General features: G+C 71.6%; 17 protein-coding genes, 1 pseudogene and 1 riboswitch. Of the genes and pseudogenes, 14 read left to right on the forward strand and 4 right to left on the reverse strand.

The window, feature by feature from the left end:
* The first annotated feature begins 84 nt into the window (after window positions 1–84).
* From G6N10_RS16005 to G6N10_RS16055, 11 genes and pseudogenes are all read left to right on the forward strand, one after another.
* The gene (locus G6N10_RS16005; RefSeq protein ID WP_163742536.1) at window positions 85–1335 is read left to right on the forward strand and encodes a DUF6779 domain-containing protein; all 1251 of its coding nucleotides are present in this window, start codon (window positions 85–87) and stop codon (window positions 1333–1335) included.
* Between the two features lie 129 nt (window positions 1336–1464).
* A complete protein-coding gene (locus tag G6N10_RS16010) occupies window positions 1465–2376 on the forward strand; it encodes a Rossmann-like and DUF2520 domain-containing protein (RefSeq protein WP_085096784.1) in 912 nt (303 codons plus the stop codon).
* Window positions 2373–3307, forward strand: a pseudogene (panC, locus tag G6N10_RS16015) (pantoate--beta-alanine ligase); the annotation flags it as partial. The gene G6N10_RS16010 and the pseudogene panC, both read left to right, overlap by 4 nt.
* A 4-nt stretch (window positions 3308–3311) precedes the next feature.
* Window positions 3312–3731, forward strand: a complete 420-nt coding sequence (gene panD / locus G6N10_RS16020) for an aspartate 1-decarboxylase (protein WP_085096778.1) — start codon at window positions 3312–3314, stop codon at window positions 3729–3731.
* Complete coding sequence (locus G6N10_RS16025; RefSeq protein ID WP_085096775.1) at window positions 3731–4525, forward strand: type III pantothenate kinase; 795 nt, start codon at window positions 3731–3733, stop codon at window positions 4523–4525. Before panD ends, G6N10_RS16025 begins: the two co-directional genes overlap by 1 nt.
* Window positions 4526–4568: 43 nt before the next feature.
* On the forward strand, window positions 4569–6074 hold the full coding sequence (gene lysS, locus G6N10_RS16030; protein WP_085096771.1) for a lysine--tRNA ligase: 1506 nt from the start codon (window positions 4569–4571) through the stop codon (window positions 6072–6074).
* Window positions 6075–6166: 92 nt separating this feature from the next.
* On the forward strand, window positions 6167–6517 hold the full coding sequence (locus G6N10_RS16035; protein ID WP_085096768.1) for a histone-like nucleoid-structuring protein Lsr2: 351 nt from the start codon (window positions 6167–6169) through the stop codon (window positions 6515–6517).
* A gap of 243 nt (window positions 6518–6760) precedes the next feature.
* The gene (gene clpC1, locus G6N10_RS16040) at window positions 6761–9280 is read left to right on the forward strand and encodes an ATP-dependent protease ATP-binding subunit ClpC (RefSeq protein WP_085096765.1); all 2520 of its coding nucleotides are present in this window, start codon (window positions 6761–6763) and stop codon (window positions 9278–9280) included.
* 84 nt (window positions 9281–9364) lie between these two features.
* Window positions 9365–9455: riboswitch (cobalamin riboswitch) on the forward strand.
* Window positions 9456–9465: 10 nt separating this feature from the next.
* On the forward strand, window positions 9466–9684 hold the full coding sequence (locus G6N10_RS16045; protein WP_085096762.1) for a CbtB domain-containing protein: 219 nt from the start codon (window positions 9466–9468) through the stop codon (window positions 9682–9684).
* A 20-nt stretch (window positions 9685–9704) separates the two neighbouring features.
* Entirely contained in the window at window positions 9705–10544 is an 840-nt protein-coding gene (locus G6N10_RS16050; RefSeq protein ID WP_085096759.1) for a CbtA family protein, read from the forward strand.
* Window positions 10541–11083 carry a histidine phosphatase family protein gene (locus G6N10_RS16055; RefSeq protein WP_263993519.1) on the forward strand — a complete coding sequence of 181 codons (543 nt, stop codon included), beginning with the start codon at window positions 10541–10543 and terminating at the stop codon, window positions 11081–11083. Before G6N10_RS16050 ends, G6N10_RS16055 begins: the two co-directional genes overlap by 4 nt.
* 12 nt (window positions 11084–11095) lie before the next feature.
* Here G6N10_RS16055 and G6N10_RS16060 read toward each other — a convergent pair whose 3' ends face one another.
* From G6N10_RS16060 to G6N10_RS16070, 3 genes are all read right to left on the reverse strand, one after another.
* Window positions 11096–12394, reverse strand: coding sequence for a serine hydrolase (locus G6N10_RS16060; RefSeq protein WP_234810573.1), 1299 nt, complete (start codon window positions 12392–12394; stop codon window positions 11096–11098).
* A 31-nt stretch (window positions 12395–12425) separates the two neighbouring features.
* Entirely contained in the window at window positions 12426–12740 is a 315-nt protein-coding gene (locus tag G6N10_RS16065; protein ID WP_085096754.1) for an antibiotic biosynthesis monooxygenase family protein, read from the reverse strand.
* 68 nt (window positions 12741–12808) lie between these two features.
* The gene (locus G6N10_RS16070; protein ID WP_234810572.1) at window positions 12809–14044 is read right to left on the reverse strand and encodes a low temperature requirement protein A; all 1236 of its coding nucleotides are present in this window, start codon (window positions 14042–14044) and stop codon (window positions 12809–12811) included.
* Window positions 14045–14100: 56 nt separating this feature from the next.
* On the opposite strand from G6N10_RS16070, the gene G6N10_RS16075 reads away from it, so the two are divergent.
* Window positions 14101–14859 (forward strand): alpha/beta fold hydrolase, encoded by a 759-nt coding sequence (locus G6N10_RS16075; RefSeq protein WP_085096748.1) that lies wholly within the window; start codon window positions 14101–14103, stop codon window positions 14857–14859.
* Here the strand turns inward: G6N10_RS16075 and G6N10_RS16080 are convergent.
* The gene (locus G6N10_RS16080; RefSeq protein WP_085096746.1) at window positions 14856–15761 is read right to left on the reverse strand and encodes an iron-sulfur binding domain-containing protein; all 906 of its coding nucleotides are present in this window, start codon (window positions 15759–15761) and stop codon (window positions 14856–14858) included. The genes G6N10_RS16075 and G6N10_RS16080 overlap by 4 nt on opposite strands.
* Between G6N10_RS16080 and G6N10_RS16085 the strand changes: the two genes are divergently transcribed.
* Both G6N10_RS16085 and G6N10_RS16090 read left to right on the forward strand, forming a co-directional pair.
* Window positions 15760–16389 (forward strand): carbonic anhydrase, encoded by a 630-nt coding sequence (locus G6N10_RS16085; RefSeq protein WP_085096743.1) that lies wholly within the window; start codon window positions 15760–15762, stop codon window positions 16387–16389. The two genes, G6N10_RS16080 and G6N10_RS16085, sit on opposite strands and share 2 nt — an antisense overlap.
* Before the next feature lie 85 nt (window positions 16390–16474).
* The gene (locus G6N10_RS16090) at window positions 16475–17260 is read left to right on the forward strand and encodes a hypothetical protein (RefSeq protein ID WP_179962845.1); all 786 of its coding nucleotides are present in this window, start codon (window positions 16475–16477) and stop codon (window positions 17258–17260) included.
* Window positions 17261–17262: the final 2 nt, after the last annotated feature.

Below are 17262 nucleotides of genomic sequence, written 5' to 3' on the forward strand. Positions count from 1 at the left end.
CCGCCCGGGGTCGACGGGCGCCGGGTGCGGAAACGCCGAGGCACGTCACCCGGTTTGACCAGTGCCCGCGGGTACAGTCAGCCCATGACCGATCTGTCCCGCGGCGCCCGCAACCGGCGCGGCGGCCGCAGGCCGGGGTGGCTGCTGCTCACCGTCTTGTTGGTGCTGACCATCGTGGCCGGCTCGGCCCTGGTGTTCAGCAGCAGCGTCGAGCTGCTCAAGCTTGCCGTCGTGCTCGCGCTGTGGGCCGCGGTGGTGGGCGCCTTCGTGTCGGTCATCTACCGCCGCCAAAGCGAGGCCGACGCCGCCAAGGTCCGCGACCTGAAACTGGTTTACGACCTTCAGCTGGACCGCGAGATCTCCGCGCGCCGCGAGTACGAGCTGTCGGTGGAGAGCCACCTGCGCCGCGAACTCAGCCACGAACTGCGCTCGGCGGCCGCCGACGAAGTCGCCGCGCTGCGCGCCGAATTGGCCGCGCTGCGCACCAATCTGGAGATTCTGTTCGACACCGACCTCGGGCACCGCCCGGCCCTGGAGCACGAACAACTCGCCGCCATCGAAAACGAACGCGGCTATCACGAGCCCGATCCGACCTTCGGGCCGCCGGACCGGGTCGCCAGCAGCCGGATCACCGCCACCCGCGAGGAGTACCGGCCCGGCCGCGATGAGGACGACGTGGTCCGCACCGCCGAGACCCCGATCATCGACGTGCCCGAGGAACCGCTGGAGCCGGTCGGACGGTCCGAGGGCCGCCGCGGTTCGCACCGCCGGGCCGGGCACGAGTCCTGGGCCATGCCGCCGGCCCCGCCGCCCGCACCGCCGGTCGTGCCCACCCCACCGCCCGCCCCGCCGGTGCCCCCGCCGCCCGCGCACTATCGGCCGTCCCCACCGCCGCAGCCCCAGCAGCCGTACCAGCGCCCGCCGGAACCGCACGTCCCGGCGCACGCCTCGGCCGACGCCCCGGTGCTGCGCCCGGCCCCGGCCCCGCCCGCCCCGCCGCCGGCCCCCGAGCCGCCCGCGCACGCCGCGGGCCCGGCGATGACCCCGCCGCCCGCCCCGGTCCCGCCGCCGGATCACGAACCCGCCGAGTCGGCCCCCCGCGGCAGGCACGCCGGCGGGCAGCAGCGCCCCGGCCGGCACGCCGGGGGTGCGTCCCCGGCACCGTTCGCCGGGCAACCCGAACCCGCGCCCCAGCCCCAGCCCGAGCCCGAGCCCGAACCCGCCGGCCGGCACCGCGGACCGGAGTCCGGCACGCCGGAGACCGCCGCCGAGTTGCTCGCCCGGCTCAACAAGACCCCCGGCGGCGGCGGCAGGCGCAGGCGCCGCGAGGACTGATCCGGTCGCCAGTGAGGTGCGGCACATCGCTGGGGAGCTGACCGGCGTGCGCGCTAATATCGCCGTGACCGTCCGGTACCCGCCACGCGGGACTGGAACGAACGACGAAATCTCTGTGAGGGTGCTGCGATGGAGCAGCTCGATGGGTTGCGCCCGGCCCGGCTCAAGGTCGGCGTCATCTCCGCCGGCCGGGTCGGCACCGCGATCGGCGTCGCGCTGGAACGCGCCGACCACGTCGTCGTCGCGACCAGCGCCATTTCCCCGGCGTCGCGCCGGCGCGCCCAGCGGCGGCTGCCCGACACCGAGATCCGGCCCGTCGACGAGGTCGCCGCGGCCGCCGAACTGCTGATCCTGGCCGTCCCGGACGCCGAACTGCCCGGCCTGGTGCACGGGCTGGCGGCGACCGCGGCGGTGCGCCCCGGCAGCATCGTGGTGCACACCTCCGGCGCCAACGGCACCGCGATCCTGGCGCCGCTGACCGAGCTCGGCGCGCTGCCGCTGGCGATCCACCCGGCGATGACCTTCACCGGCGCCGACGAGGACATCGACCGGCTGTCCGGGGCCTGTTTCGGCATCACCGCCGCCGACGAGATCGGCTACGCCATCGCCGGCTCGCTGGTGCTGGAGATCGGCGGCGAACCGTTCCGGGTCCGGGAGGACGCCCGCACGCTCTACCACGCCGCGCTGGCGCACTCCAGCAACCACCTGGTCACCGTGCTCGCCGACGCGATCGACGGGCTGCGCGCCGCGCTGACCGGCCAGGAACTGCTCGGCCAGGAGCTCGTCGGGGATGCCCCCGGCGGGCTGGCCGAACGCGTCATCGCCCCGCTGGCCCGCGCCGCGCTGGAGAACACCCTGGCCCGCGGGCAGGCCGCACTGACCGGCCCGGTGGCTCGCGGGGACGCCGCGGCCGTCGCCGGTCACCTGGCCGCCCTGACCGAGGCCGACCCGAACCTGGCGGCCGGTTACCGCGCCGCCGCGCTGCGCACCGCCCAGCGCGCCCACGCCCCACAGGAGGTTTTCGAGGTGCTCACCCGATGACGCCGCAGCCGAGGTTTGTTGCCGGCGAACTCAACGTCTACCGCGATCCCGCGCAGATGACCGCGGTCAGCCGGGTGCTGCGGCGCACCGGCCGGCGGCTGATGCTGGTGCCGACCATGGGCGCCCTGCACGAGGGGCACCTGAGCCTGGTCCGCGCCGCCAAGCGGGTGCCGGGCGCGGTGGTGGTGGTGTCCATCTTCGTCAACCCGCTGCAGTTCGGGCCGGGCGAGGACCTCGACGCCTACCCCCGCACCCTGGATGCGGACCTGGAGCTGCTGCGCGCCGAGGGCGTGCAGATCGCGTTCACCCCGACCGCCGCGCAGATGTATCCCGACGGGCCGCGGACCACCGTGCTGCCCGGGCCGATCGGCGACGAGCTGGAGGGCGCGTCGCGGCCGGGGCACTTCGCCGGGATGCTGACCGTGGTCGCCAAGCTGCTCGGCATCGTCGCCCCCGAGCGGGCGTTCTTCGGTGAGAAGGACTACCAGCAGCTGGTGCTGATCCGGCAAATGGTCGCCGACCTCAACATCGACGTCACGGTGGTCGGGGCGCCGATCGTCCGGGAGGCCGACGGGCTGGCACTGTCCTCGCGCAACCGCTACCTGGATCCGGTGGCCCGCGAGCAGGCCACCGCGCTGTCGGCGGCGCTGCTGGCCGGCACCCGGGCCGCCGGCGAGGGCGCCGAGGCGGCGGTGGCCGCCGCCCGCGAGGTGCTCGACTGCGTGCCGGACATCGAGGTGGACTACCTGCAGGCCCGCGGCGTGTGGCTGGGACCGCCGCCGGCCGTCGGCCCGGCCCGGCTGCTGGTCACCGCCCGGGTCGGTGGCACCCGACTGCTCGACAACGCCGCGATCGTGATCGGCGGATCGGCCGGCACCGAACACGCCCCGGACGCCGGATAGCCCCGGACCCCGACAGCCCAGGAAGGCACCCACATGCAGCGCACCATGCTCAAGTCCAAGATCCACCGCGCCACCGTCACCCACGCCGATCTGCACTACGTCGGTTCGGTCACCATCGACGCCGACCTGATGGACGCCGCCGACCTGTTGGAGGGCGAGCAGGTCACCATCGTCGACATCGACAACGGCAACCGGCTGATCACCTACGCGATCACCGGTGCCCGCGGCAGCGGGGTGATCGGAATCAACGGTGCCGCAGCGCATCTGGTGCACCCCGGGGACCTGGTGATCCTGATCGCCTACGGGGTGATGGAGGACGCCGAGGCCCGCCGGTACGAACCGCGGGTGGTGTTCGTCGACGCCGACAACGTCCCGGTCGACCTGGGCGCGGACCCGGCGTTCGTGCCCGAGGACCTGGCCGGCGAACTGGTGTCGCCGCGGGGGCTGCCCTGATGCTGCTGGCCGTCGACGTCCGCAACACCCACACCGTGGTGGGGCTGATCGCCGGCAGCGGTGAGCACGCAAACGTGCTGCAGCACTGGCGGATCCGCACCGAACCCGAGGTCACCGCGGACGAACTCGCGCTGACCATCGACGGGCTGATCGGTGAGGACACCGAACGCCTGACCGGAGCGGTGGCGCTGTCCACGGTGCCGTCGGTGCTGCACGAGATCCGCAACATGGCCGGCCAGTACTGGCCGAGCGTGCCGACCGTGCTGGTCGAACCCGGTGTGCGCACCGGGATCCCGCTGCTGGTCGACAACCCCAAGGAGGTCGGCGCCGACCGGATCGTGAACTGCCTGGCCGCCTACCGCAAGTACGGCACCGCGGCGATCGTCGTCGACTTCGGCTCGTCGATCTGCGTGGACGTGGTCAGCGCCAAGGGCGAATTCCTCGGCGGCGCGATCGCCCCCGGCGTGCAGCTGTCCACCGATGCCACCGCCGCCCGCTCGGCCGGGCTGCGCCGCGTCGAGCTGACCCGGCCGCGCTCGGTGATCGGCAAGAACACCGTGGAATGCATCCAGGCCGGCGCGGTGTTCGGCTTCGCCGGTCTGGTCGACGGCCTGGTCAGCCGGATCCGCCGCGACATCGACAGTGCCGAGGTCGCCGTCGTCGCCACCGGGCACACCGCACCGCTGCTGCTGGAGGTGCTGGAGACCCCGGCCCGGCACGACCGGCACCTCACCCTCGACGGTCTGCGGATGGTGTTCGAACGCAACCGCGACGGCGCCGCCCGGCGCGGCTGAGCCGTCCGGCCGGTGCCCCGGCGACCCACTAGGCTGGCACGACGTGAGCGCTGCCGAGATCGACGACGACCTGCCCGAACAGTTCCGCATCCGCCAGGCCAAGCGGGAGCGGCTGCTGGCCGCGGGCATCGAGCCCTACCCGGTGACGGTGCCGCGCACCCACAGCCTGGCCGAGATCCGCGCCGCCCACCCCGACTTGGAGCCCGACACCGCCACCGGCGCCATCGTCGGCGTCGCCGGCCGGGTGGTGTTCTCCCGCAACTCCGGCAAGCTGTGCTTTGCCACCCTGCAGGACGGTGACGGCACCCAGCTGCAGGTGATGATCAGCCTGGCCGGCGTCGGCGCCGAGGTCCTGGAGGCCTGGAAGACCGACGTCGACCTGGGCGACATCGTGTTCGTACACGGCGAGGTGATCAGCTCGCGGCGCGGGGAACTGTCGGTAATGGCCGACTCCTGGCAGCTGGCGGCCAAGGCGCTGCGCCCGCTGCCGGTCGCGCACAAGGAGATGAGCGAGGAGTCCCGGGTGCGGCAGCGCTACGTGGACCTGATCGTGCGTCCGGCCGCCCGCGAGACCGCCCGCACCCGCGTCAAGGTGGTCCGCGCGCTGCGCAACGCGCTGGAACGCCGGGACTTCCTCGAGGTCGAGACCCCGATGCTGCAGACCCAGCCCGGCGGCGCGGCGGCCCGGCCGTTCGTCACGCACTCCAACGCGCTGGACACCGACCTGTACCTGCGAATCGCGCCGGAATTGTTCCTCAAGCGCTGCGTGGTCGGCGGGTTGGATCGGGTATTCGAGCTGAATCGCAACTTCCGCAATGAGGGCGCCGATTCCACGCATTCCCCGGAATTCTCGATGCTGGAGACCTATCAGGCCTACGGCGACTACAACGACTCGGCGGTGATGACCCGCGAGGTTATTCAGGAGGTCGCCGACGAGGCGCTGGGCACCCGTCTGGTGTCGTTGCCCGACGGCTCGGACTATGATCTCGACGGCGAATGGCAGTCGCTGGAAATGTATCCATCATTGTCGGCGGCGCTCGGCGAGGAAATCACCCCGGCGACCGCCGAGGATCGACTGTGGGCAATCGCCGATCGGCTCGGGGTGGAAATCGCCCGGGACCGCGGATACGGGCACGGGAAACTCGTCGAGGAACTCTGGGAGCACACCGTCGGCGACGGGCTGTGGGCGCCGACGTTCGTCCGGGACTTCCCGGTGGAGACCACGCCGCTGGTCCGCCAGCACCGCAGCATCGACGGCGTCACCGAGAAATGGGACCTCTACGTGCGGGGTTTCGAGCTGGCCACCGGGTACTCGGAGCTGATCGACCCGATTGTGCAGCGGCAACGGTTCGTCGCCCAGGCCGCCGCCGCCGCGGCCGGTGACGACGAGGCGATGCTGCTCGACGAGGACTTCCTGGCCGCGATGGAGTGCGCGATGCCGCCGACCACCGGCACCGGAATGGGGCTGGACCGGCTGTTGATGGCGCTGACCGGCCTGTCAATTCGGGAAACGGTTTTGTTCCCGATTGTCCGCAGGCACGGCAACTGATTAGGTGATTTACCGGCTGCGGAGCAAATGCGGTACATTGGGCCGCGGATTCCCAAATCGGCGAATTTGTCCCGCGAAAGGTAGCGCGCATTATGGCGAGGAAAGTCACAGTCACCCTGGTCGATGATTTCGACGGTGAGGCTGCTGCCGATGAAACCGTGGAATTTTCCCTGGATGGCGTGACCTACGAGATCGACCTGTGCGCGGCGAATGCCGAAAAGCTGCGCGGTGACCTGAACAAATGGGTGGAATCGGCCCGCCGGGTCAGCGGTCGCCGCCGGGGTCAGCGTCCCGCCGCCGCGGGTGCCGGCCGGGGCCGTGCCGCCATCGATCGGGAGCAGAGCGCGGCGATCCGGGAGTGGGCGCGCGGTGCGGGCCTGAACGTGTCCAGCCGGGGCCGCATCCCCGCCGAGATCATCGAGGCCTACAACTCCGCGAAGTGACGCGAGGCAGTTCCAACGGCCACTCCGGCGGCCGGGCAATTTCGCTGGTGGCGAAGCAGCCCGGCCGCCGGAAACGATTTGGGCACGTGATGGCGTTGCCTATCGCAGATCCGGTTGCCGGGGGGCAACCCAAGGTGCGGCAGCCGGGAGTACGGCCCACTAGAGTGGGCAATATTGAGGTCGCCGCGACCGGAGGTACCCCGAAGGCGGCGTCCCCGAACTGAGGGAAGCAGGTAACCGCGGATGTTCGAAAGATTCACCGACCGCGCGCGTCGGGTCGTCGTCCTGGCTCAAGAAGAAGCCCGGATGCTCAACCACAACTACATCGGCACCGAGCACATTCTGCTCGGCCTGATCCACGAGGGCGAAGGCGTCGCCGCCAAGTCCCTGGAATCCCTCGGCATCTCCCTGGAGGGCGTCCGCAGCCAGGTCGAAGAGATCATCGGCCAGGGCCAGCAGGCGCCGTCGGGGCACATTCCGTTCACCCCGCGGGCCAAGAAGGTCCTGGAGCTGAGCCTGCGCGAGGCGCTGCAGCTCGGCCACAACTACATCGGCACCGAGCACATTCTGCTCGGCCTGATCCGGGAGGGCGAGGGCGTCGCCGCCCAGGTGCTGGTCAAACTCGGCGCCGAGCTGACCCGGGTGCGCCAGCAGGTGATCCAGCTGCTGAGCGGCTACCAGGGCAAGGAGACCGCCGAGGCCGGTACCGGCGGGCGGGGCGGCGAGGCGGGCACCCCGTCGACGTCGCTGGTGCTCGACCAGTTCGGCCGCAACCTGACCGCCGCGGCCGCCGAGGGCAAGCTCGACCCGGTGATCGGCCGGGAGAAGGAAATCGAGCGGGTCATGCAGGTGCTGAGCCGGCGCACCAAGAACAACCCGGTGCTGATCGGTGAGCCCGGCGTCGGCAAGACCGCCGTGGTGGAGGGCCTGGCCCAGGCCATCGTCAACGGCGAGGTGCCCGAGACGCTCAAGGACAAGCAGCTCTACACCCTGGACCTGGGCTCGCTGGTGGCCGGCAGCCGGTACCGCGGTGACTTCGAGGAGCGGCTGAAGAAGGTGCTCAAGGAGATCAACACCCGCGGCGACATCATCCTGTTCATCGACGAGCTGCACACGCTGGTCGGGGCGGGTGCCGCCGAGGGCGCGATCGACGCGGCCAGCATCCTCAAGCCGAAGCTGGCCCGCGGTGAGCTGCAGACCATCGGCGCCACCACCCTCGACGAGTACCGCAAGTACATCGAGAAGGACGCCGCCCTGGAGCGCCGGTTCCAGCCGGTGCAGGTCGGCGAGCCCAGCGTCGAGCACACCATCGAGATCCTCAAGGGCCTGCGGGACCGGTACGAGGCGCACCACCGGGTGTCCATCACCGACCCGGCGCTGGTCGCCGCCGCCACCCTAGCCGACCGCTACATCAACGACCGGTTCCTGCCGGACAAGGCGATCGACCTGATCGACGAGGCCGGCGCCCGGATGCGGATCCGCCGGATGACCGCGCCGCCGGACCTGCGCGAGTTCGACGAGAAGATCGCCGACGCCCGCCGGGAGAAGGAGTCCGCGATCGACGCGCAGGACTTCGAGAAGGCGGCCAGCCTGCGCGACAAGGAGAAGCAGCTCGTCGCCCAGCGGGCCGAGCGGGAGAAGCAGTGGCGCTCCGGTGACCTGGACGTCGTCGCCGAGGTCGACGACGAGCAGATCGCCGAGGTGCTCGGCAACTGGACCGGCATCCCGGTGTTCAAGCTGACCGAGGCCGAAACCAGCCGGCTGCTGCGGATGGAGGATGAGCTGCACAAGCGGATCATCGGCCAGACCGACGCCGTCAAGGCGGTCAGCCGGGCGATCCGTCGTACCCGCGCCGGGCTGAAGGACCCCAAGCGGCCGTCCGGCTCGTTCATCTTCGCCGGGCCGTCCGGCGTCGGGAAGACCGAGCTGTCCAAGGCGCTGGCGGAGTTCCTGTTCGGCGACGACGACGCGCTCATCCAGATCGACATGGGCGAGTTCCACGACCGGTTCACCGCCTCCCGGCTGTTCGGCGCGCCCCCGGGCTACGTCGGCTACGAGGAGGGTGGCCAGCTGACCGAGAAGGTGCGGCGCAAGCCGTTCTCGGTGGTGCTGTTCGACGAGATCGAGAAGGCGCACCCGGAGATCTACAACACCCTGTTGCAGGTGCTGGAGGACGGTCGGCTGACCGACGGCCAGGGCCGCACGGTGGACTTCAAAAACACCGTGCTGATCTTCACCTCGAACCTGGGTACCTCGGACATCTCCAAGGCGGTCGGGTTGGGCTTCACTTCCGGTGGCGGTGAGAACAACTACGAGCGGATGAAGCTCAAGGTCAACGACGAGCTCAAGAAGCATTTCCGGCCGGAGTTCCTCAACCGGATCGACGACATCATCGTCTTCCACCAGTTGACCAAGGACGAGATCATTCAGATGGTCGACCTGATGGTCGGCCGGGTGACCAAGCAGCTGCGGGACAAGGACATGGACCTGGCGCTGACCGGCCAGGCCAAGGCGCTGCTGGCCAAGCGCGGCTTCGACCCGGTGCTCGGGGCCCGGCCGCTGCGCCGGACCATCCAGCGCGAGATCGAGGACGCGCTGAGCGAGAAGATCCTGTTCGAGGAGGTCGGACCGGGGCAGGTTGTCACCGTCGACGTCGAGGGCTGGGACGGCGAGGGCAGCGGCGAGGATGCGAAGTTCACCTTCGCCGGCGCGCCGAAGCCGGCCCCCGAGGCAACCGACGTGGTGGCCATCGCCGCCGAGTGACGCGATCGAAAAAGGACTGGCCACCCCCGACCGGGGTGGCCAGTCCGTTTCGGGGTTACACTTCCGCGGGAAGGACGGGGCAAGGAATCCGGTGTGAATCCGGGGCGGTCGCGCCACTGTAAAGCCAGACCCGAGGCCCGTCGCAAACCTCGACCGGGACGCGCACGCCCGGAAAGGAACCGAACATGACCGCTCCCCAGGTTCGCCAGAGCCGCACCGCCGTCGTCGACCTGTCGGCCGCCCGGGCCATCGTGTGGCTGACCGCCACCGCGTTCCTGGCGCTGGTCGCGCTGTACTTCATCGGCGTCGATCAGGGCGCCACCTCGGTGTTCGGCGCCGACAACACCTACGTGCATGAGTTCCTGCACGACGCCCGCCACCTGCTGGGCTTCCCCTGCCACTGACGAGCCGGGGACAGCTGAATATGGAAAAGCAGATCATCGGCCGCGGTGTGCTGGCCGGTCTGATTGCCGGTGCGCTCGCATTCATCTGGGCCAGGGTGATGATCGAGCCGATCATCAACCGCGCCATCGAATTCGAGGCCGGCACCGCCGCCGCGCATCAGGCGCTGGAGAGCGCGTCCGCCGGCGGGCACGGGCACGGCGGTGGCGGGCACGGCGGTGGCGGGCACGGCCACGGCCACGGCGAGGGCGCCGAACTGTTCACCCGCACCGTGCAGTCCGGCCTGGGGCTGGGCGTCGGGGTGGTGCTGTTCAGCATCGCCCTGGCGGCGCTCGCGGCGGTGGTGTTCTGCGTGGTCTATCCCCGCGTCGCGCTGTCGGCCCGGTCGCTGGCCATGCTGGTCAGCGCCGGGATGCTGGTCGCGCTGAGCCTGGTGCCCGCGCTGAAGTACCCGCCCAGCCCGCCGGCCACCAGCGTCGATGAGACCATCCGGGAACGCGCGTTCCTGTACCTGCTGATGGTGGTGATCTCCGGGGTGCTGTTCGTCGGGGCCATCGTCTGCGGGCACAAGGTGGCGGAGAAGTACGGCACCTGGAACGGGGTGCTGGCCGGGGTGGCCGACTACCTGGTGACCGTCGGCATCGCGATGGCGCTGCTGCCCGGCGTGCACGAGGTGCCCGGGCCGCTGCGCGACGCCACCGGCCACATCGTCTTCGAGGGCTTCCCCGCCGAGGACCTCTACGACTTCCGGCTCTACGCGATGGGCCTGCAGGTGATCGTCTGGGTCACCATCGGCGTGGTCTTCAGCGCGCTGCTGCACCGGCTGCTCGACAGCAGGGAGAAGCAGGCCCTGAGCGCGTGAGCGCGACCGGACCGGCCCGGCTGACCCTGGTGTCGCACGGCATGACCGACGCCATGTCGGCCGGGCTGTTCGCCCGCGACGAGCCGCTCAACGCCCTGGGGCGGCGGCAGCTCGACGCGCTCGGTGAACTGCGGGCCGATCGCGCGGTGTGCGGCCCGGAACTGCGGGCCCGGCAGAGCGCGCAACAGCTGGGCCTGACGGCCACCGCGGAGCCCGCGCTGGCCGACCTGGACGCCGGCGGGTGGCGGGGCCGCTCGGCCGAGGACCTGCAGCCGGCCGAGCTGATCGCCTGGCTGACCGACCCGGACGCCGCCCCGCCGGGCGGGGAGTCGATCACCGTGCTGACCGAACGGGTCGGCGGCTGGCTGGCCGCCCCGGTGCCGGGGCGGACGGTCGCCGTCACCCACCCGGCGGTGATCCGGGCGGCGGTGCTGGTCGCGCTGAACGCGCCGGCGGTGTCGTTTTGGCGGATCGACGTGCGGCCGGGCGGCGCCACCGTGCTGCATCACCGCGGGACCGGCTGGACCCTGCGAACCTGACTCGGGTCCGGCTCAGCCGGTCGGAATCAGCCGGAACAGTGCCTTGGTGACACCCATCAGCCAGGCCCCGGTGCGCGGGCCGTGGAAGGTGTCCCAGTTGGTCTGCAGGCTGACCACCCACGGCTGGCCGGTGCGGTCCTCGGCGTACCAGCTGAAGGTGAGGTCTCCGGGCAGGTTCCCGGCCTTGGCCCCGATGTAGGGCCACTGCGCCGGGTCCAGGTCGATGCCCGGGAGGTCGGCCATGATGTCGCGCACCGGGGCGGCGGCGCCGACCGCGATGCGCTGCAGCGCGGTGTGCACCCGGCAGATGTCGGCGGCGGTGCCGAACCACTCCACCCCGTACGGCGAGGCCGGTTCGTGGGTGCGCAGCGGATCGGAGTCATACCGGGCGGCGGCGGCGCGGCGCAGCAGCGCGGTGCGCTGCGCGCGGTCGCCGTCGCGCCACTGCTCGCGCAGGTCCGGTCGGCCCCAGCCGATGGAGAACAGCTCGTGCATGGTCGGGAACGGCGTCAGCGCGGCCGGGTCGTGGTGGCCGGCGTCGTGCAGCGCGCGCTCGACCGCGCGCCTGCCGACCTTCTCGATCAGCAGGTCGGTGGCCATGTTGTCGCTGCTGGAGATCATTTTTCCGGCGGCCAGCCGGACCGGGATCCGCTGGCCGGGGCGCATCAGGTCGAACGCCGAGGAGCCGACCGCCTTGGACCGCGCGGTGATGGTCAGCTCGTCGTCCCAGGACAGCCGGCCGGCGAGCACCTCCTGGGCCACCGCGTAGAGCACGTAGGTCTTGAAGATCGAGGCCAGCGGCAGCGGCAGGTCGGTGTTGGTGCCGGCGATCGGCTCGCAGCGGCCGTCGACGACCCGCGACACCTGGTAGGAGTAGCGCCCGCCCAGCCGGGACAGCACGGTGTCCACGTCGGCGAACGACCCGATGTGCGGCGCCGGGGTGCTCACCTCGAACCGGTCCACCAGCGTCGAGGAGCCGGTGCGGATGTCGATGTTCTGCCTGCCGCCGTAGCCGGTGGCCAGCTGCAGTTCGGCCGAGCCCGCACCGAGCTGAATCCCGGCCACCGTGTAGGGCCGCTCCCACCACAGCTGGTCCATCGCCGCGGTGACGAAGTCCACCTGATCCGGGCCGGCCAGCGTCTTGATGCTCTCGGTGCCGATCGGCCAGTCCGAGTTGAGCATGTCGACGATCTGCTGGGCCCGCACGCCCTGCGGGGTGCCGGTACTGATGTGCACCTCGCCGGCGTTGGCCGACGGGGTGGAGTTGGTGGTGCAGCTGGTCAGCGGGACGGCGGCCAGCACGACGCTCAACAGCGCCGCGCACCGCCGGACCGGGCTGCGGTTACTTGCCCGAACCGGCAACGTCGAGCACTACCTCGAATTCAAGCAGGCTGGCCCCGGTGGCCACCGGCTGCGGCTTGTGCTCACCCTGGTGGGCGGCTCGGGCCGGACCGTCGGCCCAGGCCCGGAACGCCTCGTCGGACTCCCACTGGGTGACCACGAAGTAGCGGTCCTCGCCGGCGGTCGGGCGCAGCAGCTGGAAGCCCAGGAAGCCGGGCTGGCCGTCGACCGAGTGGGCGCGGTTGGCGAACCGCTTCTCCAGCTCGGGGCCGGCGCCCTCGGGAATCTCGATTGCGTTGATCTTCACCACAGACATTGCGCTGGATCCTTACCGCTCGACAGGTGCAACATCCACCACGATAGCGGCAGGCCCGGGCCGGCCGGTCAGCCGAGCCGCTCCCGGCGCCGGCCGCCGGCCCAGCGTTCCTCCACCACGACCTGCACCACCAGCGCGATCGCGCTGCACACCAGCGCGGTCAGCGGGGTGGCGCCGGCGGCGACCGCGACCAGCCCGGCGCCGAGCAGCGCCAGGGTGACGCCGACCGACACCGCGCGCGGGCCGTCGAAGCCGGTCAGGTAGCCGTCCAGCACGCCGATCCCGACGACCACCAACGCCAGCGGTGCCACGAACGAGCCGGCCACCACCAGGTTGCTCACCTGTGCCTCGCGGGAGATGCCGAGCGCCTCGACGTGCAGGCCCGCGCCGAACGCGGCGATCGCGACGAACAGCAGGATGTGGCCGTAGCCCCAGGGGAAGCATTTGTGCGGGGCCCGGCGCAGCGCGTCACCGGTCGGCACCGAGAAGTAGATCCACCAGATCGTCAGGTTCAGCGCCATCGCGGCGAGCCCGAGCACCGCGACGTCGGGCTGCCAGCCCTGCTGCTTGACCAGCGCCTGCAGCGCCACGACGGTGCCGACCACCCCCTCGCCGAGGGTGATGATGGTCAGCAGCCCGTACCGCTCGGCGATGTGGTGCGGGTTCCACGGCGTGCGCTCGCCACGCTCGGCGAGCAGCGGCCCGCCGAGTTCGACCGCGTACAGCAGCAGGCCGAATGCCACCAGCGCGCCCAGCGAGAACGGCACCTGGGCGGAGACGATCCAGCCGATCTGCGCGAGCGCGATCGTCACGATGTAGGTCAGCGCCGCCCGGCGGTGCCGCGTTGCGGACACCGCGACCCGGGTCCACTGGGCGAGCAGGGCCACCCGCATGATCACGTAGCCCAGCACGATCACCGAGTTGTCCGGCGCCTGGCCGGCCCGGATCGAGGCGAAGAACGGCTCGACGCCGAGCGCCAGGATGCAGACGCCGACCATCTGCAGCATGGTGACCACCCGGAACAGCCAGTCGTCGGTGTCGAATGCCGAGGCCATCCAGGTGAAGTTGATCCACGCCCAGATCGCGGCGAACGAGCAGAACCCGAAGCCCAGGAAGGCCTGCCGGTAGTGCGCCTCGGCCAGCGCCTCGGCGAGCTGGACGCCGGAGATGGAGAACACCACCACGAAGGTGAGGTCGAAGAGCAGCTCCAGGGTGGTGGAGACCCGGCCCTGCTCGCCCGGATCGCGGCCGGTCATCCGGGCCAGCCGGCGCTGCGCACCGGTCAGCGCACGGTCTGCTGTCACGGTGGGCCTCCCGCGCTCGGTCGGAGCTTTTCCTGGGACGTAAGCTACCGCCTGCCATGGCTTCGGATCCGATCACCTATCGCGGCGGGCGCGGCCGCCCGCTGCTGCTGGTGCACGGCCTGATGGGCCGCGGCAGCACCTGGTCGCGGCAGACCGAGTGGCTCACCGACTTCGGCGCGGTGCACACCTACGACGCGCCCTGGCACCGCGGCCGCGACGCCGCGCGGCCCGGCCGGATCAGCACCGAGGCGTTCGTCGCCGAACTCCGCGACGCGGCGGCCGGCCTGGGCGAGCCGGTCACCCTGGTCGGGCACTCGATGGGTGCCCTGCACTCCTGGTGTGTGGCCGCCCAGGCCCCCGGGCTGGTGCGGGCGCTGGTGCTCGAGGACATGGCACCGGACTTCGTCGGGCAGACCACCGGGGTGTGGGAGCCGTGGGTGCACGCGCTGCCGGTGGAGTACACCGACTCCGAGGCGCTGATCGCCGAGTTCGGGCCGATCGCCGGGCGCTACTTCCTGGAGGCCTTCGACCGCACCGAGACCGGCTGGCGGCTGCACGGCTACCCGGGCGACTGGGTGCAGATCGCCGCCGAATGGGGCACCCGCGACTACTGGGCGCAGTGGCGCGCGGTGTCCGCGCCCGCGTTGCTGCTGGAGGCGGGGTTCACCGTCGCGCCGCCCGGGCAGATGCGCAAGATGGCCGAAATCGGTTCTGCGGCAAGCTATGTCAAAATCCCCGCGGCCGGGCATCTGATTCACGACGACGCGCCGGAGGCCTACCGGAGCGCGGTCAGCGACTTCCTGCGGGCAACCTAACCCTCACCGCACAGCGCGAACAGTCCGGCGCCGGTCTGCTCCACCAGCCCGTCGACGAGCAGCGAATCCAGCGCCCGATCCCGCTGGGCGGGGTCGGTGGTCCAGGCCAGGTCGAGCTGACCGCGGGTGACCGGGCCGGTGGCCGCCCGCAGCACATCCAGCAGCCGGCCGCGGACCTGCCGGTCGGTGCCCGCGTAGCGCTGGGTCCGCCGGGCCGGGGCCGTCGACGCCGGATAACCGGCCTCGCGCCACCGGCACGACGACAGCGGGCACACCCCGCAGCGCGGCGCCCGGGCCGTGCACACCAGCGCGCCGAGCTCCATCAGCGCCGCGGAGAACCGGGGTGCGACGTCGTCGGCGGGCAGCAGCGCGGCCACCGCGGCCTCGTCGCGCACCGGGGCGGGCGAGCCCGGCTCGGCCACCCCGTCGACCGCCCGGGCCACCACCCGGCGGACATTGGTGTCGACGACGGGCACCGGCCTGCGGTAGGCGAAGCAGGCCACCGCCCGCGCGGTGTAGCTGCCGACGCCGGGCAACCCGAGCAGCGTCTCGACGTCGTCGGGCACCGTGTCGTCGTGCTCGGCGGCGATCCGCACCGCGCAGTCGTGCAGCCACTTGGCCCGGCGCGGGTAGCCCAGCTTGCCCCAGGCCCGCAGCACCTCGCCGGGTCCGGCCGCCGCCGTCGCCGACGGGGTGGGCCAGCGCGCCACCCAGTCCAGCCAGATCGGCAGCACCCGGGCGACCGGGGTCTGCTGCAGCATGAACTCGCTGACCAGGATCTGCCACGCGCTCACCCCGGGCGCGCGCCAGGGCAGCTCACGGGCGTGCTCGTCGAACCAGGCCAACAGTTCGGCCGCCTCGAGTGCGCGGCCCGCGGAACGGGGGTGCACTATGTCAACCATGCCCAATTCGAATCCGATCTCCGCGTGGAAGGCACTCCGGGAGGGTAACCAGCGCTTCGTCGCCGGTAAGCCCGACCACCCCAGCCAGAGCATCGATCACCGCGCCAGCCTGGCCGCCACCCAGCGACCGACCGCGGTGGTGTTCGGCTGCGGGGACTCCCGGGTGGCCGCGGAGATCATCTTCGATCAGGGCCTCGGCGACATGTTCGTGGTCCGCACCGCCGGGCACGTGCTGGATTCCGCGGTGCTCGGTTCCATCGAGTACGCGGTGACCATCCTGCGGGTGCCGCTGATCGTGGTGCTCGGCCACGACAGCTGCGGTGCGGTCAGCGCCGCCCTCGACGTGCTCGACGGTGGGGAGGTGCCGCCGGGCTACATCCGCGACGTGGTCGAGCGGGTCACCTCCTCGGTGCTGCTGGGCCGGCGCGACGGGCTCAAGACCGTCGACGAGTTCGAGGCCCGGCACGTGCTGGAGACCGGTGCCCAGCTGGTCGCCCGCTCCGCCGCGATCAGCGAGGGCGTGGAGGCCGGCACCCTGGCGATCGTCGGGGTCACCTACCACCTGGCCGACGGCCGCGCCTCGCTGCGCGGGCACCTCGGCGACATCGGCGACGTCGACCAGGGCTAGCCGTTCGGGCGGGCGACACGCCGAGACGGGTCGATGTTGAAGCGCTGACCGGCCATTACCGTGGATGCGTGATGGATGTGGGTATGTGATGGAGATGGAAAGCCGTGGGCCGCTCCCGCCGGAGATCTACCGGCGGCGCCGCGCGCTGGCGATCGGGGTCGCCGCGGCGGTACTCGTCGTCATCCTGATCATCGTGTTCGCGCTGAGCCGCGGCGGTTCGTCCGACGAATCGGCAAACACCGCGGGCACCGAGACCTCGCAGGCCCCCGAGGAGACCAAGAGCCCGGTGCTGCCGCCCGCGGCGGAGGGCCCGGAGCCCAAGCCGACCCCGACCAAGGCCGTCGAACCCCCACCGGTGCTCAAGGCCGGCGACGACTGCACCGATTCCACCCTGGCGGTCAAGGGCATCACCAACGAGCCGCGCTACGTGGTCGGCGATCAGCCGAAGTTCACCATGGTGGTCACCAACATCGGCACCGTCGCCTGCAAGCGCGACGTCGGCGCCGCGGTGCTGTCCGCCTACGTCTACAGCCTGGAGAACAAGCGGCTGTGGTCGAACCTGGACTGCGCGCCGTCCAACGAGACGCTGGTGCAGACCATCGAGCCGGGCAAGCAGGTCACCACCGAGGTGACCTGGACCGGGATGAACTCGGCGCCGGACTGCCCGCTGCCGCGGCAGCCGATCGGCCCGGGCACCTACAACCTGGTCGTGCAACTGGGCAACCTGAAATCCGCGCCGGTGCCGTTCGTGCTGACCGACGCCGCGCACGGCGGCGCAGGCGAGCCGGTGCCGCCCGGACCCGAGAGCGAGCCCGCCCCCGAGCCGCCCGCCGAGCCCGCGCCGGAACCGGCTCCCGGGCCCGGTCAGTAGCG

The sequence above is a fragment of the Mycolicibacterium fallax genome (assembly GCF_010726955.1).
Classification (GTDB): Bacteria; Actinomycetota; Actinomycetes; order Mycobacteriales; family Mycobacteriaceae; genus Mycobacterium; species Mycobacterium fallax.

Excerpts from the sequence above, each read along its gene's own strand:
- panD (WP_085096778.1), top strand. The coding sequence starts at position 3,312 with ATGCAGCGCACCATGCTCAAGTCCAAGATCCACCGCGCCACCGTCACC.
- G6N10_RS16065 (WP_085096754.1), bottom strand. The coding sequence starts at position 12,740 with ATGTCTGTGGTGAAGATCAACGCAATCGAGATTCCCGAGGGCGCCGGC.
- G6N10_RS16075 (WP_085096748.1), top strand. The coding sequence starts at position 14,101 with ATGGCTTCGGATCCGATCACCTATCGCGGCGGGCGCGGCCGCCCGCTG.
- clpC1 (WP_085096765.1), top strand. The coding sequence starts at position 6,761 with ATGTTCGAAAGATTCACCGACCGCGCGCGTCGGGTCGTCGTCCTGGCT.
- G6N10_RS16045 (WP_085096762.1), top strand. The coding sequence starts at position 9,466 with ATGACCGCTCCCCAGGTTCGCCAGAGCCGCACCGCCGTCGTCGACCTG.
- G6N10_RS16080 (WP_085096746.1), bottom strand. The coding sequence starts at position 15,761 with ATGGTTGACATAGTGCACCCCCGTTCCGCGGGCCGCGCACTCGAGGCG.
- G6N10_RS16005 (WP_163742536.1), top strand. The coding sequence starts at position 85 with ATGACCGATCTGTCCCGCGGCGCCCGCAACCGGCGCGGCGGCCGCAGG.
- G6N10_RS16050 (WP_085096759.1), top strand. The coding sequence starts at position 9,705 with ATGGAAAAGCAGATCATCGGCCGCGGTGTGCTGGCCGGTCTGATTGCC.
- G6N10_RS16010 (WP_085096784.1), top strand. The coding sequence starts at position 1,465 with ATGGAGCAGCTCGATGGGTTGCGCCCGGCCCGGCTCAAGGTCGGCGTC.
- G6N10_RS16085 (WP_085096743.1), top strand. The coding sequence starts at position 15,760 with ATGCCCAATTCGAATCCGATCTCCGCGTGGAAGGCACTCCGGGAGGGT.
- G6N10_RS16025 (WP_085096775.1), top strand. The coding sequence starts at position 3,731 with ATGCTGCTGGCCGTCGACGTCCGCAACACCCACACCGTGGTGGGGCTG.
- G6N10_RS16035 (WP_085096768.1), top strand. The coding sequence starts at position 6,167 with ATGGCGAGGAAAGTCACAGTCACCCTGGTCGATGATTTCGACGGTGAG.